This window comes from Sulfitobacter sp. OXR-159 (assembly GCF_034377145.1).
Lineage (GTDB): Bacteria > Pseudomonadota > Alphaproteobacteria > Rhodobacterales > Rhodobacteraceae > Sulfitobacter.
This window is the reverse complement of sequence record NZ_CP139707.1, coordinates 1,907,471-1,932,099: the sequence shown is the minus strand read 5'-3', so window position 1 is coordinate 1,932,099 and position 24,629 is coordinate 1,907,471. Positions and strand designations below refer to the sequence as shown.

Sequence of the window (24,629 nt, the reverse complement as noted above, 5' to 3'; positions counted from 1 at the left end):
CAGGGCCCCTGAAGCTTTTATTGCTTTTGTTCTAGGGATGTTCTTGTTTTGTGTCAACCGCTGCAGGCGTTAAATCAAAATGTACTGCTGTATATCCCCGGCATTCCTTGCTGGATCCGCGGGCGGACGAACCATCAAAGCATCCGCCTGTGCCAAGACGGACAGAAGGGATGAATCCTGACGATCATCCGGATAAAGTGCTCCATCGCGAAGCTGAGCTCGCATATAGTGCGCTCGCTGACCATTTGGGCCAATGCCGCGCCCAAGGGGCGCATCGCGCAGGGGGGCTTGAACGTCTTGCAAGCCCAACATCCGCCGCAGCATCGGCAAGACGAAGACCGCCCCGCAAACCATTGCTGAGACTGGGTTTCCCGGCAGCCCGATCATTGCTGAAGCTCCGATTTTGCCTGCCATCAGGGGCTTGCCCGGGCGCATGGCGACTTTGTAAAAAGCCTGCTGCATGCCGAGCTCCGCCGCGATCGGCGCAATCAGGTCGTGGTCGCCCACCGAAGCGCCGCCGATCGTGACAATAAGGTCCGCGCCGCGGGCCAAGGCGAAGGCTTGTTTGAGCGAGGCCGCGGTGTCGCGCGCGATGGGCAGCATACGCACCTCGGCGCCTGCATCCTCGAACATCGCGGCAAGGCCGTAGCTGTTGGAGGCGATGATCTGGTCAGGGCCGGGGCTCTCGCCGGGTTGCACCAATTCATCGCCTGTGGCGAGGATCGCGATGGCGGGTTTGCGGGTGACGGGCACTCTCGCCACGTTCATCGCGGCGAGCAACGCCACGTCGGCGGGGCGCAGAATGCGCGGAGCAGTGAGCTCTTCGCCTTGGGTGAAATCACCCCCAGCAGGGCGGATATTGTCTTTGTCATCAATGCGGTGGCCAAGGGTGATAAGGTTGCCGCGCCGGGTGACATCCTCTTGGATCACCACGAAATCGGCCCCATCGGGGATGGGTGCGCCGGTGAATATGCGGATGGCTTGCCCGGCGCGGAGCGTCCCTGTGTAGCCATGGCCCGCCGCGGCCTCGCCAACCACCTTAAACATCGCGTCCGGCTCAACCTCAGCCCGGCACAGTGCGTAGCCGTCCATAGAGGAGGCGGCAAAGGGCGGTTGGCTGCGCTGCGCCATCACGGGTTGTGACAAGAAGCGGCCATTTGCGTTCCGCAGAGCGATTTCTTCAGTTTCCAGCGGGGTGACGAGGTCTAAAACAGCGTCCATTGCCGCTTCAACACTGATCATGTCGCCTTATAACGGCCTGATTTGCCACCGTCTTTCAATGTGACCCGCGTGCCACCAATTTCCATCGCCTTATCTACCGCTTTCGCCATGTCATAGACTGTGAGCGCGGTGACGGAGGCGGCGGTGAGGGCTTCCATCTCAACGCCCGTTTGACCGGTTGTCTTGACGGTGGCCGAGATCCGAATGCCCGGTAGGGTGGCGTCGGGCGTTAGATCAACACTCACTTTTGTAATCGGCAATGGGTGGCAAAGCGGGATTAGATCCGCCGTACGCTTGGCCGCCATGATCCCGGCTAGCCGTGCGATGCCCAGAACGTCACCCTTCTTCGCGCGTCCTTCGGTAATGATATCAAACGTTTCCGAAGCCATCTTGATGTAGCTCTCGGCCTTGGCCACGCGGGAGGTCACGGCCTTGTCAGAGACATCGACCATATGCGCGTCGCCTTCAGCATCAAAGTGGGTCAGCGCCATCACATACCTCCGGGGACGAGTGGACTCGCCAACAGATCGCGGGTGGCCTGTTCGACATCTTCCTGCCGCATAAGGCTTTCGCCGATCAAGAAACTGCGCGCGCCATAAACCGCCATATCGGCGAGGTCCGCAGGGGTGTAGAGGCCGGATTCGCAGACCAGCATCCGATCGGGCGGCACCGCTTCCGAAAGTTGACGTGTCACGTCAAGAGAGGTCTCGAAGGTATTGAGATTGCGGTTATTAATCCCAATCATCCGGCTGGTAAGTTTTTCGGCGCGGGCCAGTTCGGCGGCGTCATGCACTTCGATCAGCGCATCCATGCCCCAGTCCTGTGCGGCTTGCTCCAACTCAGCGGCCTGCGCATCGGACACAGACGCCATGATGATTAGAATGCAGTCCGCCCCAAGGCTGCGCGCTTCGGCAACTTGATAGGGGTCGTAAAGGAAATCCTTGCGCAGCACCGGAAGATCGCAGGCCGCGCGAGCCTCGACCAAGAACTCTTTCGCGCCTAGAAAACTGGGCGTATCGGTCAAAACCGATAGGCAGGTGGCGCCGCCTGCCGCATAGGCGCGGGCAAGGTCGGCGGGTTCGAAATCTTCGCGGATCAAACCTTTGGACGGGCTGGCTTTCTTGATCTCGGCGATCAGGCCATAGCCTTCGCGGGAGGCTTCGTGCAGGCGTTGCGCAAAGGGGCGCACGGGCGGTGCTGCACGGGCGGCGGCCTCCATGTCAGCCTGCGATTTTTCGGCCTTGGCAGCGGCGATTTCTTCCAGCTTATAGGCTTTGATTTTTTCCAGAATAGTGGCGGTCATGGCATCCTCACGGCTTTGTCCAATGTATGCCGGGCTTGCCTTGGCCCTGCAACCAGTCATTCACCCGGCTGAAGGGGCGCGATCCAAAGAAGCCGCGCCGGGCGGAAAGCGGCGATGGGTGCGGTGTCTCGATCTTGAGGTTTTGCACCGGGTCAACCTGCGCCGCGGCCTTCTGCGCATGTGCGCCCCAAAGCAGATAGGCGCGGGGGCGATCCGAGAGGCGGGCGAGCACCTGAGCGGTCAGCGCTTGCCAGCCAAGTTTCGCATGTCCATTCGCACAGCCTGCCGGAACGGTTAGGACGTTGTTCAACAACAAGACGCCTTGATCGGCCCAGAACCGCAGATCGGGGTCTTCAGGGGGTGGACCAAGATCGTCGTGTAACTCTTTGAAGATATTGGAAAGAGAACGCGGTATCGGACGCACGTGAGGCTCGGCTGAGAAGGCATAGCCCTGCGCATGGCCGGGCGTGGGATAGGGGTCTTGGCCGAGGATCACCACCTCCACCGCTGCGGGTTGAAGGTGTTCAAGTGCCGCGAATATCTTGGGAGCCGGCGGCAAAATCTCACGCGGCTCGGCAGCTAGCTGTTCGGCGATACACGGCCAGTCCGCAGCGAAAAAGGCCAGTTCGGCCCATCCGCCAAGCGCGCTGAGGCTTGGTGGTGTCATTTCGACTGGCTGATGCGCGCCACTTTTTCGATCCGGTCACGCGCAGCACCGCTGTCGATGCTTTCACGAGCCATTTCGACGCCGGTTTTCAAATCGGGGGCCACATCCGCTACGACCAAGGCAGAGGCCGCGTTGAGCAACACAGCGTCGCGGTAACCCGATGGAACACCATCGAGCAGGGCATTGAAATGTTTGGTGTTCTCGGCAGGCTCACCCCCGGCGATGGCCTCGAACGGATGGACCGGCAGGCCCGCGTCTTCGGGGTGCAATTCGCGCAAGTTAACCACGCCGTCTTCCAGTGCGGCGACCCAGCTAACGCCGGTGATCGTCAGTTCATCCGTGCCGTCGGACCCGTGCACGAGCCACGCTTTTTCAGAGCCGAGCTGTTTCAGCGTCAGCGCCATCGGCTCGATCAGATCGCGGCTGTAGGCACCGGTAAGCTGGCGTTTGACCCCTGCGGGATTGGTGAGCGGGCCGAGGATGTTAAAGATCGTGCGGGTGCCAAGTTCTGATCTTGTGGGCATGACATGGGCGACGGCGGGGTGATGCATGGGGGCCATCATGAAACCGATGCCCGCCTCGGCCAATTCACGCTCGACCACCGCAGGGCCGACCATGACGTTGATGCCAAGCTGCGACAGCGCGTCAGAAGCGCCGGATTTCGAGCTGAGGTTGCGGTTGCCATGTTTTGCCACGATCGCCCCGGCACCCGCGGCCACAAAGGCGGCGGCGGTTGAGATGTTCAGCGTCCCCTTGCCATCGCCGCCCGTGCCGACGATGTCGATTGCCCCTTCGGGCGCGCGCACGGCGTTGCATTTGCTGCGCATGACCTGTGCGGCGGCGGCATATTCGGTGACCGTTTCGCCGCGCGTGCGCAGGGCCATGAGAAAGCCACCGATCTGGCTTGGCGTGGCTTCGCCTTCGAAGAGGATTTCAAAGGCCTCCACAGCTTGATCCGAGGTGAGCGGCCCGTTGGCAGCGGCGTCAAGCAAGGGTTTCAGCGCGCTACTCATGCCGGGACCTTCATCTCATTCAGGAAGTTTTGCAGCAGGGCGTGGCCATGCTCGGACCGGATCGATTCTGGATGGAATTGCACGCCGTGCATCGGCAGGTCGCGGTGTTGCAGACCCATGATCGTGCCGTCTTCGAGCGAGGCGGTGATCTCAAGGCACTCCGGCAGGCTTGCGCGTTCCACCACCAGCGAGTGATAGCGCGTGGCCCCGAAGGGCGAGGGCAGTCCGGCAAAGACACCGCGCCCCTCATGTTGCATCTGGCCCAGCTTGCCGTGCACGATGTCATCCGCACGCACGACCTTGCCGCCAAAGGCTTGGCCAAGGGTCTGATGGCCAAGGCAGACGCCGAAGAGCGGCACCCGCGCTTCGGCAGCGGCATGGGTCAGCTCTAGGCATATCCCCGCTTGGTCAGGGTCACAGGGGCCGGGGGACAGCAAGATACCGGCGGGGTTCATGGCCATCGCTTCGTCCACGCTGAGCGCGTCGTTGCGGTGCACCTGCACATCCGCCCCGAGGCTGCCCAGATAGTGGACCAAGTTATAGGTAAAGCTGTCGTAGTTATCGATGAGCAGCAGCACAGGCAGGCATTTCTTTGTATTAGGACTGGAGAAACCGCGCCGGAGCGCGGTATAGGTTTTGGCATACATGTTCAGGCTTGAACCCTATCGTCAAGAGTTTGGGGCAAGCCAATTGAGGGATCGCCGGGCTTTCTGGCCGTGGCGCAGACAGCAGGAGTAGCGCAGATGGCACGCGGAGTTCTGAGCGGGCTGATTTGGGGGGGTGTGACGTGCATCGGTGTGGCCGGTGCGGTGTCGTTGATGATGCCCTTGCCCTTGCCGCCGCAGGTGGGTGATGCGCCCGGCTCTGGTCCCGCCCCGGCGCGGATCAATGTGACCGATGCAGGTGAGCAGGGGCGCAGCCGCGATTCCGCGCCCGTGTTGAACGCCCCCGCGCCGCGTGCGGATGTACCGCAGCAAGACAGCCTTGCCGCGCTCGACCCTGACACCCAGACCTCAGCCAGCTTGCCGGAGACGGGCGATGCCGAAGGGCTTAGCACCCCCGCAGCGCCAGAGGGCCAGACCCCGAGGTCTCCCGGCGCGGAAGAGCCGGTGCTGCCGAACCCACAAGCCATGGCGCCCGGCGTGCCGCAGCCTGTAGATGAGCTTTCGATCAGCACCGAACCTGCACAGCCGCCTGCGCCGGATGTGGCCGATATCGAAGGCGCTTTTGACGCCCCGCAGGGCATGGAAGCGCCAGGGGTGGAGGAAGAAGAGGTGATCACCCTGCCGGCGGAGGAGGTCGTGGTTGAAGAACCGGAGGTTGAGGCCGACGCGCTCGAAGAGACGCCTCGTGTTGAGGATGAAGCGCCTGAATCTGACCTGTCTTCCCCGGCGCTAGAGCCGCAGACCACCGAAGCGGACAGCCCTGAGCCGCTGGAAGAGATGGAAGTTGCGGAAGTCGATCCAGAACCCGCCGATCCTGAGGGCGATAGCCGCCCGGCCATCGGCACACCGGCAGCTACGCTGACTGACCGCAACACGGGCGTTGTGATCAACCGCCCCGGCGCGACAGCCGTGGCAGAGCCCGGCGAGGCTGACGAGATCGTAGTTGAAGACCCGCGCCCCGTAATGGTCAATAGCCTCGCTGGTGAGCTGCCCGAGGGCAAGCCGCTGATGAGCGTGGTCTTGATCGACGATGGCACTTCGGTCACCGCGGGCAGCGCCGGGCTGGCCGCGCTGCGCAGTTTTCCCTATCCGCTGAGCTTTGCGGTCGACAGCGGCCTCTCGGACGCGACGGAACGGGTGGAAACCTATCGCGAGGCCGGGTTTGAGGTCTTGGCGCTGGTCGATCTGCCGCAGGGCGCACAGCCAAGCGACGCCGAGACCGCCTTTGCCGCCACGCTCGACCGGATCGGGCCCGTGGTCGGTGTGCTGGAAGGGACCGAAAGCGGTTTTCAAGGCAGCCGTGCGCTGACCGATCAAGTAACAGATATCCTTGCGCAGTCAGGTCACGGTCTAGTTACGCAAGATAAAGGGCTCAACACCATGCCCAAACTGGCGCGGAAGGCGGGCGTGCCAGCGGATCCGGTGTTTCGTGACTTTGACAGCAAGGACCAGACCGCGCGGGTGATCCGCCGCTTCCTTGATCAAGCGGCGTTCAGGGCCGGGCAGGAGGGGGCGGTGATCATGCTGGGCCGGCTGCGGCCCGATACCGTCTCGGCGCTGTTGCTCTGGGGGTTGCAGGACCGGGCCAGTGATGTGGCTTTGGTCCCCGTCTCTGCGGTCTTGCTGCGTGAGGAGTGACCCCGCGCAGGTCTAGATGATTTCGTCTTCGTCGAAGAGCGGATCTTCTTCCAACTGGCTCGCCAGATCATCCACCGTTGCCTCCGCCGCGCGGGGGCTGAGCTTGGCAAGGTGAAAGACCGCGTCGCCTTCGTTGACGATGGGCAAGATCGCCCGCCCGATGAGGATCCCCGGCGCATCAGCCAGAAGCTCGGCTTCTTCTTTGCCAAACGGGTCTGACACGATGGCAAGAAGATCGCCCTCGGCCACCGTCTCACCTTCGGCGCGGAAGGTGCGCAGCAGCCCTCCCGCAGGGGCGCGGAGCCAATGGGACGCGGTGCAGATATAGGGCGCGCTGCGGGCGCGGGCGATGCCCTTGGCGGGCAGCATGTCTTGGCCGCGCATGACCCGCAGGATCCCCGCAAGCCCCGCACGCACGGCCATCTCGTCAAAGCGCAGCCCTTCGCCCGCTTCATAAAGCAGGATCGGCGTGCCCTGTTTTGCCGCGACCGCGCGCAAAGAACCGTCCCGCAGGGGTGAGGTCAGCACCACCGGCGCGCCGAAATCCATTGCCATCTTTTGGGTCACCTTGTCAGCGGGCGAGACGCGCACCTGCGGCAGGTTCGTGCGGTGGATCGCCGCCGAATGCAGATCCACACCAAAGTCGCAGCGCAGCACCACCTCTTGCAGGAAAATATGCGCCAGCCGCGCGCCAAGGCTGCCAGAAGGCGAGCCGGGGAAACAGCGGTTCAGGTCGCGGCGGTCGGGCAGGTAGCGTGAGCGGTTTAGAAAGCCAAAGGAGTTCACCACCGGCACCACGATCAACGTGCCGCGCAGGGCGGAGAGCTGCGGCGCGCGCAGCAGTCGGCGCGTGATCTCAACGCCGATGACCTCATCCCCATGCACGGCGGCAGAGACGAACATCGTCGGCCCCGGACGCTTGCCGTGGTAAATCTCAAGCGACAGATGCACCGGCGTGTGATCCGGCAGAATCGAGACGGGCAGGTCGACCGCAAGGCTGCTGCCGGGGGCAACGGAATGCCCCGCAATCTGAAAGGGGGCCCGGTTCGGCATGGTCAGCTGTTCCCTTTACCGCCAAAGCGCGACGCATCGGCAGCGGCACGGCGGATTGCGCCGGATTTATGCACGGTTTCCATGAACTCCGCCTCTGGATCGCTGTCATAGACAACGCCGCCCCCAGCTTGGATGTAGAGTGTTTCGTCCTTCACCACCGCCGTGCGCAGGGCGATGCACATGTCCATGTCGCCGCCCGCGCTGAAATAGCCCACGCCGCCGCCATAGACGCCGCGCTTTTCGGGTTCTAACTCGTCAATGATCTCCATCGCGCGGACCTTGGGCGCGCCCGAGACGGTGCCAGCGGGCATCCCGGCAAAGAATGCGTCGAGCGCATCTTTGCCCTCCTTCAACTCGCCTACCACGTTGGAGACGATATGCATGACATGGCTGTAGCGTTCGACGATGAACTCTTCCGTCGGGCGCACAGTGCCGATCTTGGCGACCCGGCCCACATCGTTGCGGCCCAGATCGAGCAGCATGAGGTGTTCGGCCAGCTCTTTGGGATCGCTCAGCAGATCGGCCTCTAGCGCGCGGTCTTCCTCCGGCGTGGCACCGCGTTTGCGGGTGCCTGCGATAGGGCGAATGGTGACTTCGTTGCCAAAGACACGCACGAGGATTTCGGGGCTTGCGCCGACCACATGGAAGCCGCCGAAGTTAAAATAGAACATGAAGGGCGAGGGGTTGGTGCGCCGCAGGCTGCGGTAAAGTGCGAAAGGGGGCTGGGTGAACCCTTGGGCCCAACGTTGGCTTGGCACCACCTGAAAGATGTCGCCCGCCTTGATATAATCGCGCGCCTTTTCGACGGCGGCTTTATATCCGTCGTGGGTAAAATTGCTGACCGACTCGGGCGCGTCTTCGGCCTCTCCCAAATCGCGGGAGGTCTGCGGCATGGCGCGTTCCAGATCGCGCACCGCATCCATCACCCGCTCGGCGGCTTGGGCATAGGCGGCGCGGGCCGTCTGGCCCTCGGACACCCAAGCGGGGGAGACGATGGTGACTTCGCCCTTCACCCCATCCAACACGGCCACGACCGAGGGGCGCATCATCACCGCATCAGGCAGGCCCAGAGGGTCAGGATTCACATGGGGCAGATGTTCGACCAGCCGGATCATGTCATAGCCGAGATAGCCAAAAAGACCGGCGGCGGCTTGGGGCAGATCATCGGGCAGGGTGATGCGCGATTCCGCAATGACATCGCGCAGACGGTCCAGCGGATCGCCGGGCATGTCCTCAAAGGCATCCGCATCATAGCGCGCTGCACGGTTCAGTGCTGCGGTTTCACCCCGGCAACGCCAGATCAGGTCGGGCTTCATACCGATGATGGAATAGCGTCCGCGCACGTCACCGCCGGTGACGGATTCCAGCACAAAGGCATTCTCTGCCGCGCCGGTGAGTTTCAGCATCAAGGACACCGGCGTGTCGAGGTCGGCGGCAAGGCGGGTGTAGACGATCTGGTTTTCGCCCGCTTCATAAGCGCGGGCGAAAGTGTCGAAATCCGGGGTCAGGGCCATCAAATTTGCCTATCAGGGAAAGTTCACATGCACGGCACTGACCGCGCGCTGGTCGATCTGGGGATCGGCATCGCGCATGACGGCATTGCTGTAGATATCGAAAAGACCTTGGGCCAGCGCCTGATCCAACTGCTGTGACAGACGGTCCATCAGCGCTTGGGTCTGGTCGTCTTCGCCCGCGGGGGTCACGGCATCAAGGCGCAGAACCACAACGCTGTCCCCTGCGGGCAGGACGGCGACGCCACCCTCGTCGAGGTCAAAGACCTGATCCATAAAATCGTCGGGCGTGCCGTCGACATAGGAGCTGCGGGTCATGCCTTCGCCAAGCTGCGGCGTGAGACCGGCGGCCTCAAAACCGTCCGCTTCGGCCAATGTGCCGGTCAGGTTCTCGGCCTTGGCGGTCAGGGCCTCCACGATCTGGGCATTGCGCCACGCGGTCTCAACCGCATCGCGTGCCTGCTCGAAAGGTTCGGGGCGCTCTGGCTTGGTCTCATCAAGGCGCATGGCGAAAACGCCGCCGTCTTCCAACTGGTCGATCTGCGGGAAGGCATCGGCGCTTAAGCTTGCCGCTGCCTCACGGAACGCGCCATAGGCGGCGATGCCCTCGCTGCTTTCTTGGGTCCAGTCGATGGTGCCGAGGTTCATTTTGGTTTCCTCGGCCAGATCTTCTAGCGTGGCCCCTCCGGCGAGGCGGTCGTCGATTTCCTGTGCGCGGGCTTCGACGGCGCGGGTCGCGCGGGAAATGGCGAGGGTCTCTTCCAGCACCTCACGGGCCTCTTCGAAAGGTACGTTCTGTGCAGGCAGAACCGCGTTCACGCGGAAGAGGGCCGGCCCAAGCGAAGTGGGCAGCGGGCCGACGATATCCCCGCTTTGCGCTCCAAACACCGCGTCACCTGCGGCGTCGAGATCGGATTTGGCCACGTCGCCCATATCCACATCCGCCAGAGCCAAGCCGCGCTCTTCGACCAGCGCCTCAAAGGTGGTGCCGTCAACTTCGAGCGCTGCTGCGGCCTGCGTGGCGGCCTCTTCGTTGGCAAAGACCAAACGTTCAACCAAGCGACGCTCGGGCTGGTCGTATTCATCGCTGCGAGCGTCATATTCGGCGCGCAGTTCTTCTTCGGGCACTTCAATCTCGTCCAGCAGGTCTTCGGGGCGGAGCCATGCATAGGTGATGCTTTTGCTGGCGGGCAGCATGAAGTCATCGGTGTTGGCGTCGTAATAGGCCTGAAGCTCTTCTTCTGTCGGCGCGGCCACGGGGGTGTCGAGGTCACTCTCGCTGAGGCGGGCCCAAGTAAAGCTACGCTGTTCGGCGACGTAGTCGACCAACGTGCGGGCGTAGGTGTCAGGCATTGAGACGCCGCGCAAGATCGCGCGCTGCAACAGACCGCGCGCAGCTTCTTCGCGGATCGAACGCTCGAACTCGGCCTCGCTCATGCCGCTTTGCTGAAGGGCGAAGCGATAGCCTTCGCGGTCGAAGTTGCCGTCGATGCCTTGGAACGCCGAAATGGCCACGATTTCGTCGCGCAGGGTTGCATCACCGATGGAGAGGCCCATTTCGTCGGCTTCATGATCCAGCGCGCGGTTGCGGACGATCCGTTGCAGAACAGCGCGGTCCAGACCCATCTCTTGGGCGCGGGCAAAGGACAGGCTCTCGCCGGTTTGTGCTTCAATCGCGCGGATTTCCTGCTGCAATTGGCGGGCGTATTGATCGACCGAGATCGACTTGTCCCCGACACTGCCGATGCTGCGCAGATTGCCGCTGAGGTTGATCGCACCAAAGCCGCCAAGACCCAAGATCAGAAGGGCCATCAAGGCCCAGACGGCGGTTTTCGAAAAGCTGAAGCCTTTTTTGGCCATGACACGGTCCCTCGTTAATTTCGGACCTGTCTATGCGTTGCGTGGCAGGGCTGCAAGCCTGTCGAAAAGCACTTCGAGACCGGCAGTGTCGAGGTTTGCAAAGGCGATGCGCAACTGGCTTTCTCCACGCGCGTCTCCCTCGGGCTGGAACATCGTGCCGGGCAGGCAAAGCACGCCTGCGTCGCGCACCAATTGCGGGGCCAGTTCTGCCGAGGAGAGGTTAAAGGGATGTCGCAGATAGGCGAAATAGCCGCCCAGCCCGAGCAATTCCCACCCCAGCGGGTCGATCTTGGGCATCAGCTCAGCAATCGCGGCGCGGCGCGCAAGGATTTCTTCGCGTTCATCTGCCAGCCACGGGCCAAGGTTCTGCATCCCCCAGAGCGCGCCGTGTTGGCCGATCTGCGCCGGGCAAATGGCCACGGTATCGAGAAACTTCTCAACTTCCGCCAGCCGCGCCGTGCTGGCGATCAGCGCGCCGACGCGGTGGCCGGTCAGGCGGTAGGCTTTGGAAAAGGAATAGAGGTGGATCAGCGTGTCGTGCCAATCGGGGTCACTGAACAGCGCATGCGGCGCGCCGGGGCGGCTGTGAAAATCGCGGTAGGTCTCGTCGAGGATCAGCGCGATGCCGTGACGGCGGGCGAGGTCAAAGAATTCCTGCACGAGGGCGGCGGGATACTCCACGCCGCCGGGGTTGTTCGGCGTGACCAGCGCGATGGCGCGGGTACGCGGGGTGATGGCGGCTGCGGCCTTGTCGGGGTCGGGCAGCATGTCGGCTTCGACAGGCAGCGGCACGGCGGTGACCCCGCTCATGTCGAGCCACATTTTGTGGTTGAAGTACCAAGGCGTCGGGATGATCACCTCATCGCCTTCGCCGCAGAGCGTGGCAATGGCGGCGGCAAAGGCTTGGTTGCACCCCGAGGTGATACAGACCTGTTCGTCGGTCACCACGCCCGCGTATTTCTCTGCCGTCTGCCGCGCCAGTTCGGCGCGCAGTTCCGGCAAGCCCAGCACGGGGCCATAGAGATGCGCCTCATCGTTGTTCAGCGTGACCTCGGCCATCGCCCGGCGCAGCCCCTCGGGGGGCGGATCGACGGGGGCGGCTTGGCTTACGTTGATCAGCGGACGGTCATCGGTGAATGTCACGCCATCCAGCCAGCGCCGCGCCTCCATCACCGGAGGGAAGAAAGTGGTGGCGGTGCGCGGAAGCGTCATGGGTGTATCCGGTCAGATAGGGGCAGGGCAGGTGGCGCGGGGCCGGTCAGTCCTTGCCGCGGTAGGGCTCGACATATTGCAGGGCCATGTCCCACGGAAAGAAGATCCATGTGTCCTGGCTCACGCCGGTGATGAATGTATCGACCTGCGGCTCGCCTTCGGGCTTGGCATAGACGGTGGCGAAATGGGCGTTGGGATAAAGCTCGCGCACCAGTTCAATGGTCTTGCCACTGTCGACCAGATCATCGACGATTAAAATGCCGGTGCCATCGCCCATCATCTCGGCGTCAGGGGATTTCAGCACCTTGGCCTCGCGGCGCTGGTCGGCGGCGCCGCCGCCCGAATGGTAGGACATGACCGAGATCGTATCGACGGTACGGATGTCGAGTTCCCGCGCGACGATCATCGCGGGGGCCATGCCGCCGCGGGTGATCGCCACCACGGCACGCCACGCGCCATCGTCGGGACCAAGCCCATCGAGCCGCCACGCCAGCGCACGGCTGTCACGGTGGATCTGATCCCAGGAGATGTGAAAGCCCTTTTCATGGGGCAGGCGCGAGGCGTCCTTGGATTTGGTCATGATGGTCCTTTGCAGCAGCTAGCGCGGGCACCCGCGCGAATTAATTTGGGCGGCTTATTCCTTGGACATGTCGGGCGCGTCAACCGCCTTCATGCCGACAACGTGATAGCCCGCGTCGACATGCAAGTTCTCTCCCGTGGTGCCGCTGCCCAGATCCGACAGCAGGAAGAGGGCGGCCTTGCCGACATCTTCGGTCGTGACATTGCGGCGCAGGGGCGAGTTGTATTCGTTCCACTTCATGATGTAGCGGAAATCACCGATGCCGGAGGCCGCCAGCGTCTTAATCGGCCCGGCAGAGATCGCGTTGACGCGGATGCCGTCCTTGCCAAGGTCTTCTGCCAAGTATTTGACCGACGCCTCAAGTGCGGCCTTGGCCACACCCATGACATTATAATGCGGCATGACCTTCTCGGCACCGTAGTAGGTCAGCGTCAGGGCGCTGGCACCGGGCGACATCATCTTTTCCGCGCGCTGCATCACGGCGGTGAAGGAATATACCGAGATGTCCATCGACATTGTGAAGTTACCACGGCTGGTATCAACATAGCGGCCCCGCAGTTCCCCCTTGTCGGAAAAGCCGATGGCGTGAACGATGAAATCAAGCCCGTCCCAGCGTTCTTTCAGCCCATCAAACATCGCGTCGATTGAGGCTTCATCGCCCACGTCGCAGGGCAGAACGATGTCGCTGCCAAGCTGCTCGGCCAAAGGCCCCACACGTTTCTTGAGCGCATCACCTTGGTAGGAAAAGGCAAGTTCCGCCCCTGCATCGGCCAGCGTTTTGGCCACGCCCCATGCGATGGATTTGTCATTCGCCAGACCCATGATGAGCCCGCGCTTGCCCCGCATCAATTCGTTTCCCATTCCGCCGCCTTGTCTATGTTCCGTTTAGGTTGTCTTGGTCTAGGCGATTGCAGCGCGGCCATCAAGACTGCACAGGCGGCTTCACCCCCGTGATTTGCCATAAGATCGGCGGCTAACTGACGGAAATCGGGTAAGGTTGTCCTTTGAGTTGCCGATCGTTAACAAATGTCTTAGCGAATAACTCAGACTCCGGCGAAGAACCGGTTACGGGCTCGAACACTCTAGGAGGGGATGCCGAATGGAAACGCGGACTGGTATATTTGCGGGGGATGATCCCTTTGCGATTGCGCAGCGTTGGCTTTCCGAAGCAGAGGCGAGTGAGCCGAATGACCCCAACGCCATCGCGCTGAGCACGGTAGATTCGCAAGGGCTGCCAAACGCCCGCATGGTGCTGTTGAAAGAGATCGAACCGGACGCCTTTGTCTTTTACACCAATTACGAAAGCCAAAAGGCTCAAGAACTGGATGGCGCGGGCAAGGCGGCTTTTGTCATGCATTGGAAATCGCTGCGCCGTCAGGTGCGGGTGCGCGGGTTGATCAGCCGCGAAGACGGGCCAAAGGCCGATGACTACTACGCATCACGCTCGCTCAAGAGCCGTTTGGGGGCTTGGGCCTCGCGCCAATCGCGGCCTCTGTCGGGGCGCGGGGCGTTGATGGCCGAAGTCGCCAAGGTGACCGCACAGCAGGGGGTGAACCCCAAACGTCCGCCGTTCTGGGGCGGCTACCGGATCACCCCGCTGGAAATCGAATTCTGGGCAGATGGCGAATTCCGCCTGCATGACCGTTTTCAATGGCGCCGCGCGGATGCCGCAGCGCCTTGGGCCGTCACACGGCTCAATCCTTGATAGGACGGCACGGATTAGCGATGAAAGATGTGTCTGATACCCAATCGGCAGAAATGCCGGGGCTAAACGATCCCCTTGAGGGCGTGGTCAAATGGTTCGATCCGCTCAAAGGCTTCGGCTTTGTCGTGGCCGATGCGGGCGGGGCCGACATATTATTGCACGTCAATGTCCTGCGCAATTTCGGCCAAAGCTCTGTCGCTGATGGGGCGCGGGTGACGGTGCGGGTGCAGCAGACCGATCGCGGCGCGCAGGCGGTCGAGGTGCTCGCCGTCACGCCCCCCAGTGAGCCGCCCGCCGCCGTGGTCGAATTCGCAGGATTTGATCCCGATCAACTTGCCGCCGCCGAGTTCGAGCCCGCCCGTGTGAAATGGTTCGACAAGGCCAAGGGTTTTGGGTTTGCAAATGTCTTTGGCTGCGCGGAAGATGTGTTTCTGCATATCGATGTACTGCGCCAATCCGGACTTTGTGATTTGCAACCGGGCGAAGCGCTTGCCATGCGGGTGATTGTTGGCGATCGGGGCCATCTGGCGGCGGAGGTAAGTTCATGGGACGCGGTGATAGACGGCTGAAGGTCCAACATCTGACAGGGCATATTGCAGGGGCGGCGCTAGCCAGCCTGCTGCTGACCGGTGCGGCGCTGGCCGAGGTCTGTCGCGCCGATAGCGTGAGCCTGCGGGGCGACTGGGGCAAGGCGCGGTTCTCCGTCGAAGTGGCGGATGACACGGCGGAGCGGGCCAAGGGGCTGATGCACCGACGCTCTCTGCCGCTGAGTGCGGGGATGCTCTTTGTCTATGAGACCCCCCAGCCGCTGAGCTTTTGGATGCGCAACACGCTGATCCCGCTCGACCTGCTGTTCATCGACGATAGGGGCGTGGTGCAGAAAATTCACCACTCCGCCAAACCACTGGACGAGACACCGATTCTTGGCGGGGATGATCTGCTGTCGGTCTTGGAGATTAATGGCGGTTTGGCGAAACGTCTGGGCATCACCGAAGGCAGCGAAATCCGCCATCCAGCCTTTGCTGGGAACACCCCGGCCTGGCCTTGCTAAAGACTTCGTCGTTTTTCTGAGTTTAAGGTCAATCGGGGCTTTTCAATCGGCGGGCTTATGGCTAAAGAAGCCCCAGTCGGAGCGTGGCGCAGCCTGGTAGCGCACCTGTTTTGGGTACAGGGGGTCGGAGGTTCGAATCCTCTCGCTCCGACCACTTTCTTCCAGTCTTGAGATTATCTCAGTCCTTAGCGATCTAGGGGCTGTATCGGCTGGAATATTTCCATTCTGCACAAGATATAGTGTCTGCCGCCTGTGCTTTGGCAGATTTACGCCAATGCCTGCGAAGACCGTGATGATTCTGTCGCGGTTTTGCATTGAGCTGACGGGCAGGGGCGCTGGACCCCTTCCGCGGCGATATGTGGCCAGCTTCGGCGGGCCTGATGCTCTCTCGGGCGTCTCGGCCTGTGGATGAATTCGACCAATCCCTCAAGCACCGCCCCTAACTCTGCCGGGGCAATGGATTATTTGGAATTCAGCGCTGCATCGGGCTTGCGGGTATCTTTGGGGATATCCTGAGGCTGAATCACCTCGCGGGCGGATGGGGCAAATAGCGGCATATCGGTCAACTGACTTGCCCGAAATAAAACGTAAAAAAACCGTTGACCGATTAGGTCTATCTACGTCAGTTTGTGGGGGTCAAGTAGAGCGCCACAAGATGTTGTGTGTAACGCAGCCGGCGCTTTGGCAGTGGGGACAGAATACAAGAACCAGTGTTTCAATGGGGATCCAGCCGCTCGCGTCAGCAGGTGGCACGGCGAAGCTCTGTCCAAACTGCCAACAAACGGGGGGAGACGGTCTGCTTAGAGCGGGTCGGCTTAGGATTTAAAAGTATGGAAAAGGGCAGCGACGATGAAGATTGAACGGAATTTCACCAAAGCCGGGCAGGACACCTATGCGGATTTGGACTTTGTCACCACGGTGTCAGAGATCCGCAACCCTGACGGTTCGGTGGTGTTCAAGCTCGACAACGTCGAAGTCCCGAAATCCTGGAGCCAGGTCGCAAGCGACGTGATCGCGCAGAAGTATTTCCGCAAAGCGGGCGTGCCAAGCGCCACGCGCCGCGTCAAAGAAAAGGGCGTGCCGGAGTTTCTCTGGCGCTCGGTCCCCGCCGAGGGCGCCGAGATGGGAGGAGAGACCTCTTCCAAGCAGGTCTTTGACCGTCTGGCGGGCGCTTGGGCCTATTGGGGCTGGAAGGGCGGTTATTTCTCGACCGAAGAAGACGCCCGCGCCTATTACGACGAAATGCGCCACATGTTGGCCAGCCAGCGCGCGGCCCCCAATAGCCCGCAATGGTTTAACACCGGGTTGCATTGGGCCTACGGCATCGATGGCCCGGCGCAGGGGCATTACTACGTCGACTTTAAAACCGGGAAACTGACCCGTTCGAAGTCTTCCTATGAGCACCCGCAGCCCCATGCCTGCTTTATCCAGTCGGTTGCCGACGATCTGGTAGGCGACGGCGGTATCATGGACCTCTGGGTTCGTGAGGCGCGGCTTTTCAAATACGGTTCAGGCACGGGCACCAACTTTTCATCGCTCCGCGGAGAGGGCGAGAAGCTGTCGGGCGGCGGTAAGTCGTCGGGTTTGATGGGGTTCCTCAAGATCGGGGACCGCGCCGCTGGCGCCATCAAATCCGGCGGCACCACCCGTCGCGCGGCGAAGATGGTGATCGTCGACGCCGACCACCCCGATATCGAAGATTTCATCAACTGGAAGGTGCTCGAAGAACAAAAGGTGGCGAGCATCGTCGCTGGCTCCAAAATGCATGAGCAGAAGCTGAACCTGTTGTTCGACGCGATCAAGGCATGGGACGGTGCCGAGGCGGATGCCTACGACCCGGCCAAGAACGACCAGCTGAAGGCCGCGATCCGCGAGGCCAAAAAGGTCGCGATCCCCGAGACCTACGTCAAGCGCGTGCTGGATTATGCCAAACAGGGCCACACCGGCATCGAATTCCCGACCTATGACACTGATTGGGACTCTGAGGCCTACAACTCGGTCTCGGGCCAGAACTCCAACAACTCGATCCGGGTCACCAACGCCTTCCTCAAGGCGGTGGAAAAGGACGCCGATTGGGAATTGATCAGCCGCACCGAGAACCGTGTGGTGAAAACCATCCGGGCCCGCGATCTTTGGGATCAGGTCGGCCATGCCGCATGGGCCTGCGCCGATCCGGGGATCCAGTACCACGACACGGTGAACGACTGGCACACTTGCCCCGAAGACGGTGCGATCCGCGGCTCGAACCCCTGTTCGGAATACATGTTCCTTGACGACACGGCCTGCAACTTGGCGTCGATGAACCTGCTAACCTTCCTCAAGGACGGCGTTTTTCAGGTCGAGGATTACATGCATGCCTCGCGTCTGTGGACCGTGACGCTTGAGATCAGCGTGATGATGGCGCAGTTCCCCTCCAAAGAAATCGCGCAGCGGTCTTATGACTTCCGCACGCTGGGGCTTGGCTATGCGAACATCGGCGGGCTGCTGATGAACATGGGCTATTCCTACGACAGTGACGAGGGCCGTGCCCTTGGCGGGGCGTTGACCGCGATCATGACCGGCGTGGCCTATGCAACGTCGGCGGAAATGGCGGGCGAACTGGGGGCCTTTCCGGGCTATGCCAAGAATGCTGAGCATATGCTGCGCGTCATCCGCAACCACCGCACCGCCGCCTATGGCAAGGCGGATGGCTATGAGCAGCTTTCGGTCACGCCAGTACCGCTGGATCATGGCAATTGCCCACAGGCTGGGTTGGTCGACATCGCCAAATCCTGCTGGGACGAGGCGCTGAAACTGGGTGAGGTGCATGGCTACCGCAACGCCCAGACCTCTGTCATCGCGCCCACGGGCACCATCGGTCTTGTGATGGACTGCGACACCACGGGGATTGAGCCTGACTTCGCGCTGGTGAAGTTCAAGAAACTCGCCGGGGGCGGGTACTTTAAGATCATCAACCAATCCGTGCCCGCAGCGCTTGAGAAACTCGGCTACGGGTCGGCCCAGATCGAAGAGATCGTCAGCTACGCCGTGGGCCACGGCACCATCGGCAACGCGCCTGCGATCAACCATACCACGCTGGCGGGCCACGGCTTTGGCGCGAATGAGTTGGCCAAGGTGGATGCCGCGCTGAAGCAGGCATTTGATATCCGTTTCGTGTTTAACCAATGGACGCTGGGCGAGGCGTTCTGCACGCAGGTGCTGGGCATCCCGACCGAAAAGCTGAACGACCCGACCTTCGATCTGCTCCGCTCCCTCGGTTTCAGCAAGGCGGATATCGAAGCGGCCAATGACCACGTCTGCGGCACCATGACGCTGGAGGGCGCGCCGCACCTCAAGGCCGAGCATTACGGCATCTTCGATTGTGCCAACCCCTGCGGCAAGAAAGGCAAACGCTATCTGTCGGTCAACAGCCACATCCATATGATGGCGGCGGCTCAGAGCTTCATCTCGGGGGCGATCTCCAAGACGATCAACATGCCGAATGACGCCACCATCGAGGACTGCCAAAAGGCCTATGAGCTAAGCTGGTCCTTGGGGATCAAAGCCAATGCGCTTTACCGCGACGGTTCAAAGCTGAGCCAGCCGCTGGCGGCCGCGCTGGTCGAAGACGACGATGACGCCGCCGAAACGCTGGAAAGCGGCAACGCGCATGAGAAAGCCGCCGTGTTGGCCGAGAAGATCGTCGAAAAGGTGATCGTCAAAGAGATCATCAAATCGCACCGCGAGAAGATGCCGCAGCGCCGCAAGGGCTATACCCAGAAGGCGAATGTCGGCGGGCATAAGGTCTATCTGCGCACCGGCGAATACGAAGATGGCAAGCTGGGTGAAATCTTCATCGACATGCACAAGGAAGGCGCGGGTTTCCGGGCGATGATGAACAACTTCGCCATCGCGGTTTCCGTGGGCCTGCAATACGGCGTGCCGCTGGAGGAGTTCGTCGACGCCTTCACCTTCACCAAATTCGAGCCCGCGGGCATGGTGCAGGGCAACGACAGCATCAAACAGGCGACTTCGATCCTTGACTATGTGTTCCGCGAACTCGCCGTGTCCTACCTCGACCGGACCGATCTGGCGCATGTGAAGCCTGAAGGCGCGACCTTTGACGATCTGGGTCGAGGTGAGGAAGAGAACCTTGGCAATGTGAGCGAGTTGAGTGAGAAGGCGGCGAATAAATCGCTTGAGGTGCTCAAGCAAATCAGCTCGTCCGGGTATCTGCGCAACCGCCTGCCGCAAGATCTTGTGGTGCTGCAAGGCGGGCAGAGCGCGGACGCAGATGCGGGCCTGCAGGGCCTCACGCCACAGATCAGCGGCAGCGGTGACATAGCCTTGGCGGTGAAATCCTCCACTGCTGTCAGTTCCGGCGGGGTCAGCCTTGATGCGCGGGCCAAGGCCAAGATGCAGGGCTACGAAGGCGAAGCCTGCGGCGAATGCGGCAACTACACGCTGGTTCGCAACGGCACCTGCATGAAGTGCAACACCTGCGGCGGCACGAGCGGCTGTAGCTAAACGGGGTTGTGGCGCTCATTTGCGAGGGTTTTGAAGCCCGAGGGTGCCTAAGTGCTCGCAATTTAAAAAGTCAAAGCTTCAGGTCCTTTGGGTCTGGAGCTTTATTTATGTCGGGGTGCTGTACCCACTGGTTCAGACGTTTTGCGCTTTCCGATGTCGAAGATACGAAATCACGTGGCGGTCTCACTGATCGCGGTCTGCAGAGGCGCTGCGCGACGCCGAAAACACCCTCTGTGAACCAGACTTCCGCTTGTTCTTGGGGGCACCGGTTCGATGCGCCCCCGCCCGAATCGCGAAGACGCAGGCTGCCACCACGCAAGAGCCCAGCCGCTTTCACCGCCCATCCAGCCTCAGTCATGAAATCTTTCACTGCCCGCGCCCGGGCGCAAACGCCGCTACCAGAGTGGTGTAGCTTCACAACACGGCGCTATACTTGACTATTTTAATAGGATTAATATCTTTACTTACTAAAATACTCAGATTAAGCGGTGGCCCATTCAAATAGCCAGCCGTTGGAAGCGCGGTCAGCAAGAAAAAATCTTCTCCGCGAGGGACTTATGCGCCGTACCAACGACACCCAAAACTGCACAGACAAAATTCACCGGCATTCTCAGCTGGTGTTCGGGGGCTTCGGAGCCTCCTTGGCCATGGCTTGCATGGCCACACCCGGCGCCGCGCAGGACAGTGATCTGATCATCCTGCCAACAGTCGAAGTCGAGACGACCGAAGAGCCAACCCCCCAGCCGGCGGTAAAGCCTGCGCCGCGCGCCGCCCAGCCAGCGCCACGCCGAGCGGCCCAGCCGCGTGCCGCGGAACCCACGGTCTGCACAGCTGCATTGGCGGGCACCCCCGTCTGCGCCGCCGAGGAAGCCGCGGAACGCCAAGCGCAGGAACTGGCCGATGCGCAGGCCCGCGCTGCCGCAAAAGCGGCGGCAGGTGGCAGTTCTTACGTTGATCAAGACGCCCCATTCAAAGCCAATACGCTTGCCAACAGTCGGATGCCCGGCCCGCTGAAAGACAATCCGCGCACGGTGACAGCGATCACCCAAGAGGTCTTGGAAACCACCGGCACAACCAGCGTGCGTGAGTTGGCGCGGTCGACACCGGGCATTTCGCTTGGCTTCGGCGAGGGCGGGAACTCCTTTGGGGACAACATCTATATCCGCGGGTTCAAAGCCAATAACGACACCTATACCGATGGCATCCGCAGCCCCGGCACCGGTGTCGCCGAGACGTTCAGCACCGAGCAGGTCGAAGTCACCAAGGGCCCGGCGGGCACAGTCGGCGGGCGCGGGACCACGGGCGGCGCGATCGATGTGATCTCCAAAAGCCCGCAGGATGTTGATTTCACCAAAACGGTGACCACTGTCACCGACGCGACCACCCTGCGTCAGACCATCGACACCAACAAGGTCATCAACGACCGCCTACAACTGCGTTTCAACGGAATGCTGCAAGATGGCGAAGTGGCTGGACGCGATGAGATCACCGATGACCGCCGAGGTGCTGCATTGGCGCTGAAATTCGCGGCGACCGATGCGCTGACCCTGGAAGGCAACCTGAGCTACACCAAGATCGAGCAGACGCCCGATTGGGGGGTGCCCTACGTCAACAACGAAGACCTGGGCCTGGTCGGTCCGGTCACAGAATACGGCATCGACCGGGATACTTTTTACGGGGTGCCGGGCCGCGATTTCCAGACTGTCGAAGAGACGGTGGCCACGGCCAAGGCAACCTATGCCTTTGACAACGGCATGACGCTGACCAACACATTCCGCGCGGCACGGTCGACCAACGACTATGTTTTGACAGCACCAAGCAGCCTGATCGACAATGATTCCACCAATCCCGAGGATTGGGAAGTCGGGCTCAGCTTCAAAAGCTGGAACCAGCAAACCGATGTGCTTGCCAATGTTCTGGAACTGAGCGGGGCCGCCCAATTCGCCGGCGCGTCGCATTCTTATGTGCTCGGTCTTGCCACCTCGCGCGAAGAGATTGAGAAGTTGAGCTACTCGAACCTTTCCAGCGAGGATTACGAGCCACCGGCTGGCCAACGCGGCTGCACCGTCAGCGCCGTCAATCCCGATCCCATCGGGGAAGGCTGCTGGAGCGGCGAAGAACCCGTATTGGGAACGGACCTTACGGAAACGACTGTCAAGACCACCTCCCTCTATGCGCTGGATACCGTGACCCTGTCGAACCGCCTGAAGGTCAACGGCGGGCTGCGGGTGGACATGTATGACATCGCCCGCAGTGGCGGCACCGGCGAAGATGCCTATGAGCTGTCGCGCGATGATGTCATGCTGAACTGGAACTTGGGGGCGACCTATGCCTTTACCGACCGTCTGAACATCTATGCAGCGGCGGCTACTTCGACCAACCCTGCGGGGCAGGAACTGGAAGCGGGCGGCGGTTTTTTCGGCGGGCTGGATGATAACGGGTCAGGGCTTGCACCCGAAGAGAATACCTCGCTGGAAATCGGTGCGAAATACAGCTTCACGCCGAACCTTCTGTTCACCGCGGCGCTCTATCAAACCACTAAGGACCAAGCGCGTGAGGATATTGGGCCACGCGGTGCGACCGTCACCTCCGACACGCTGAAGTACCGCATGCGGGGTCTTGAACTCGGCGTTGCGGGCAAGGTGACCGAACGGCTGAGCCTTTTCGGCGGCGCCAACTTCATGGACAGCGAAGTCTTGCGCAGTGCCGACAGCGACAACATCGGTCTGTCGGTGGCAAATGTCGCACATGAGCAGTTGAACTTGTTGGCCACCTATCAGGTGACGGATCGTTTGATGCTGGGCGGGCGTGTGAACTATCAAGGTGCGATTGATCTGGGCAGCGTGGCCGCCAATGGCCGGTCCATTCCCGACGCCTTTACCTTTGACTTGCTGGGTGAATACGAAGTCGCCGACAACACCATGTTGAAGATGGCCGTCACCAATGTCGCGGATGAAACGGTCTATGACGCTGCCTACCGTTCGGGCACGCCATTCACCTATGTCGCGCCGGGCCGTGAAGTTTCCTTCTCTCTGGAAATGAAGTTCTAAACCGCAGCCATCAAGGCGGGCAGCCCTTCTGGGGTTGCCCGCTGACAGCAAGAGGTATGATATGCTGATCACGATCCCTTCGATCCTGAGCAAAGACGACGTCAAACAGGTCCGCGCGCATCTTGATGCAGCAGATTGGGAGGACGGAGCCAAGACCGCAGGCGCGCAATCACGAGAGGTCAAACGCAATCAACAATTGCCGCCAACCTCGGACACGGCGCAAACATTGGGCAAGTTCATCTTGCAAAAGCTGACCAGTGATCCGCTGTTTCTGTCTGCCGCGCTGCCCGCAAGAATCCTGCCGCCGATGTTCAACAAATACGCGCAGGCCGAAACCTTTGGGGCGCATATCGACAATGCCATTCGGGTGAACCCGCTGACCCAGGAACGGCTGCGCACCGATCTGTCGATGACGCTATTTCTCAGCGAGCCAGAAGACTACGACGGCGGCGAATTGGTGATCGAGGATCACTATGGCCGCCAGACCGTGAAACTGCCTGCGGGGGATATGATCCTCTATCCGGCCACCAGCCTGCATGAGGTCACCCCCGTGACCCGAGGGGCGCGTGTGTCGTCCTTTTTCTGGCTGCAAAGCATGATCCGCTCTGACGCGAACCGCCGCATCCTGTTCGATCTGGATCAATCCATTCAGGCGCTCAGCGACAGCATCGGGGCAAATGATCCCGAAACGGTGCGTCTGACCGGCATCTATCACAACCTTATTCGCACATGGGCCGAGACTTAAACGATGAAGCTTTCTCTGGTTTTTCCCGCTGCTGCCCTTTGTATCGCCGCAGCCCCCGCCGCCGCTTTCGATCTTGAGACGGTGACCACGCTGCTTGAGCAGGCCGAGCATGACGAGATGTCGCCCCTTGGCATGTTCATGGCGGCCGATTGGGTTGTCAAAGGCGTCATGCTGTCGCTGCTCTTTGCCTCAGTTCTGGTCTGGGTGATCTTTGTCGCACGGGTGATGATCCTGCGATGGGAACGCGGCGTGCTGCGCCGCCGGTATCGCGATCTGGACAAGGCAGGCTCGCTGGTTGCGGCGCGTGCGCGTTTCGCCAAACGCAAAGGCGTCATGGGGCAGATGGTGCGCGCAGCCGAGCGTGAGCGCGCAGCCTCGGGCGCCAGTGCCGGGATGAAGTCCGGGATCAAAGCTGGGATCAAGGAACGCGCGGGGTCGGAAATCGCGCGGATTGAGGCCGGGGCCGCCCGGCGCATGGGGCTGGGGGCAGGGGTCTTGGCCAATGTCGGCTCGGTTGCACCCTTTGTTGGGCTGTTCGGCACCGTTTGGGGGATCATGAACAGCTTCATCTCGATCTCAGAAAGCAACACCACCAATCTGGCCATCGTCGCGCCGGGCATTGCCGAGGCGTTGTTAGCCACGGCCATCGGCCTTGTCGCGGCGATCCCTGCGGTGATTTTCTACAACATCCTCGCGCGGGGCTTGGGGGGCTATAAGGTGATGCTGGCCGATGCGGGCGCGCTGGTCGAGCGGACCTTGTCCCGCGATCTGGACCTTGCCGATGATGAGATGGCAGGGGCACGACCCGCCTACCATCTGGGGTCCGTTTCAGCCCCGGCGGCGGAGTAG

The 24,629-nt window shown here is 61.5% G+C and carries 20 protein-coding genes and 1 tRNA gene; 9 read left to right on the top strand and 12 right to left on the bottom strand.

The genetic code is table 11. From position 1 onward, the window contains the following. Nucleotides 1–69 precede the first annotated feature (69 nt). The 6 genes from glp to T8A63_RS09890 are packed head-to-tail and all read right to left on the bottom strand — an operon-like array spanning nt 70 to nt 4,782. Nucleotides 70–1,242, bottom strand: coding sequence for a gephyrin-like molybdotransferase Glp (gene glp / locus T8A63_RS09915; RefSeq protein ID WP_322343677.1), 1,173 nt, complete (start codon nt 1,240–1,242; stop codon nt 70–72). Next, complete coding sequence (gene moaC / locus T8A63_RS09910; RefSeq protein ID WP_322343676.1) at nt 1,239–1,712, bottom strand: cyclic pyranopterin monophosphate synthase MoaC; 474 nt, start codon at nt 1,710–1,712, stop codon at nt 1,239–1,241. The genes glp and moaC overlap by 4 nt, the downstream gene beginning before the upstream one ends. Further along, a complete protein-coding gene (trpC, locus tag T8A63_RS09905; protein ID WP_322343675.1) occupies nt 1,712–2,524 on the bottom strand; it encodes an indole-3-glycerol phosphate synthase TrpC in 813 nt (270 codons plus the stop codon). The genes moaC and trpC overlap by 1 nt, the downstream gene beginning before the upstream one ends. A gap of 7 nt (nt 2,525–2,531) precedes the next feature. Beyond that, nucleotides 2,532–3,191, bottom strand: coding sequence for a uracil-DNA glycosylase (locus tag T8A63_RS09900; protein ID WP_322343674.1), 660 nt, complete (start codon nt 3,189–3,191; stop codon nt 2,532–2,534). Continuing rightward, complete coding sequence (trpD, locus tag T8A63_RS09895) at nt 3,188–4,204, bottom strand: anthranilate phosphoribosyltransferase (protein ID WP_300051278.1); 1,017 nt, start codon at nt 4,202–4,204, stop codon at nt 3,188–3,190. The genes T8A63_RS09900 and trpD overlap by 4 nt, the downstream gene beginning before the upstream one ends. Further along, nucleotides 4,201–4,782: an anthranilate synthase component II gene (locus T8A63_RS09890; RefSeq protein WP_067629424.1), complete on the bottom strand. Its 582-nt coding sequence runs from the start codon at nt 4,780–4,782 to the stop codon at nt 4,201–4,203. Before T8A63_RS09890 ends, trpD begins: the two co-directional genes overlap by 4 nt. Nucleotides 4,783–4,947: 165 nt before the next feature. Between T8A63_RS09890 and T8A63_RS09885 the strand changes: the two genes are divergently transcribed. Further along, nucleotides 4,948–6,507: a divergent polysaccharide deacteylase family protein gene (locus tag T8A63_RS09885; RefSeq protein ID WP_322343673.1), complete on the top strand. Its 1,560-nt coding sequence runs from the start codon at nt 4,948–4,950 to the stop codon at nt 6,505–6,507. 12 nt (nt 6,508–6,519) lie between these two features. On the opposite strand, the gene T8A63_RS09880 is transcribed toward T8A63_RS09885, so the two are convergent. From T8A63_RS09880 to fabI, 6 genes are read right to left on the bottom strand one after another with little or no spacing between them, the layout of a single operon-like run. After that, nucleotides 6,520–7,560: a succinylglutamate desuccinylase/aspartoacylase family protein gene (locus T8A63_RS09880; protein ID WP_093926056.1), complete on the bottom strand. Its 1,041-nt coding sequence runs from the start codon at nt 7,558–7,560 to the stop codon at nt 6,520–6,522. A 2-nt stretch (nt 7,561–7,562) separates the two neighbouring features. Then, nucleotides 7,563–9,074: an anthranilate synthase component I gene (gene trpE / locus T8A63_RS09875; RefSeq protein WP_322343672.1), complete on the bottom strand. Its 1,512-nt coding sequence runs from the start codon at nt 9,072–9,074 to the stop codon at nt 7,563–7,565. Between the two features lie 12 nt (nt 9,075–9,086). Next, entirely contained in the window at nt 9,087–10,931 is a 1,845-nt protein-coding gene (locus T8A63_RS09870) for a peptidyl-prolyl cis-trans isomerase (protein ID WP_322343671.1), read from the bottom strand. Between the two features lie 30 nt (nt 10,932–10,961). Beyond that, complete coding sequence (locus T8A63_RS09865) at nt 10,962–12,143, bottom strand: aminotransferase (RefSeq protein WP_322343670.1); 1,182 nt, start codon at nt 12,141–12,143, stop codon at nt 10,962–10,964. 46 nt (nt 12,144–12,189) lie between these two features. Then, nucleotides 12,190–12,723: a xanthine phosphoribosyltransferase gene (gpt, locus tag T8A63_RS09860; protein ID WP_067629419.1), complete on the bottom strand. Its 534-nt coding sequence runs from the start codon at nt 12,721–12,723 to the stop codon at nt 12,190–12,192. 54 nt (nt 12,724–12,777) lie between these two features. Next, nucleotides 12,778–13,584 carry an enoyl-ACP reductase FabI gene (gene fabI, locus T8A63_RS09855; RefSeq protein WP_322343669.1) on the bottom strand — a complete coding sequence of 269 codons (807 nt, stop codon included), beginning with the start codon at nt 13,582–13,584 and terminating at the stop codon, nt 12,778–12,780. Nucleotides 13,585–13,822: 238 nt separating this feature from the next. On the opposite strand from fabI, the gene pdxH reads away from it, so the two are divergent. The 8 genes from pdxH to exbB all read left to right on the top strand — a co-directional run bounded on the left by pdxH (nt 13,823) and on the right by exbB (nt 24,629). Next, nucleotides 13,823–14,428 carry a pyridoxamine 5'-phosphate oxidase gene (pdxH, locus tag T8A63_RS09850; protein WP_067935587.1) on the top strand — a complete coding sequence of 202 codons (606 nt, stop codon included), beginning with the start codon at nt 13,823–13,825 and terminating at the stop codon, nt 14,426–14,428. Between the two features lie 20 nt (nt 14,429–14,448). Further along, complete coding sequence (locus tag T8A63_RS09845; protein ID WP_322343668.1) at nt 14,449–14,997, top strand: cold shock domain-containing protein; 549 nt, start codon at nt 14,449–14,451, stop codon at nt 14,995–14,997. Then, nucleotides 14,973–15,479, top strand: a complete 507-nt coding sequence (locus T8A63_RS09840; RefSeq protein ID WP_322343667.1) for a DUF192 domain-containing protein — start codon at nt 14,973–14,975, stop codon at nt 15,477–15,479. Before T8A63_RS09845 ends, T8A63_RS09840 begins: the two co-directional genes overlap by 25 nt. A gap of 77 nt (nt 15,480–15,556) precedes the next feature. After that, a tRNA-Pro gene (locus T8A63_RS09835) sits at nt 15,557–15,633 on the top strand. A gap of 695 nt (nt 15,634–16,328) precedes the next feature. Further along, nucleotides 16,329–19,985 carry a vitamin B12-dependent ribonucleotide reductase gene (locus T8A63_RS09830; protein ID WP_322343666.1) on the top strand — a complete coding sequence of 1,219 codons (3,657 nt, stop codon included), beginning with the start codon at nt 16,329–16,331 and terminating at the stop codon, nt 19,983–19,985. A 656-nt stretch (nt 19,986–20,641) separates the two neighbouring features. Next, complete coding sequence (locus T8A63_RS09825) at nt 20,642–23,035, top strand: TonB-dependent receptor (RefSeq protein ID WP_322343665.1); 2,394 nt, start codon at nt 20,642–20,644, stop codon at nt 23,033–23,035. A 61-nt stretch (nt 23,036–23,096) separates the two neighbouring features. Further along, entirely contained in the window at nt 23,097–23,780 is a 684-nt protein-coding gene (locus T8A63_RS09820) for a Fe2+-dependent dioxygenase (RefSeq protein WP_322343664.1), read from the top strand. Between the two features lie 3 nt (nt 23,781–23,783). After that, on the top strand, nt 23,784–24,629 hold the full coding sequence (gene exbB, locus T8A63_RS09815; RefSeq protein WP_322343663.1) for a tonB-system energizer ExbB: 846 nt from the start codon (nt 23,784–23,786) through the stop codon (nt 24,627–24,629).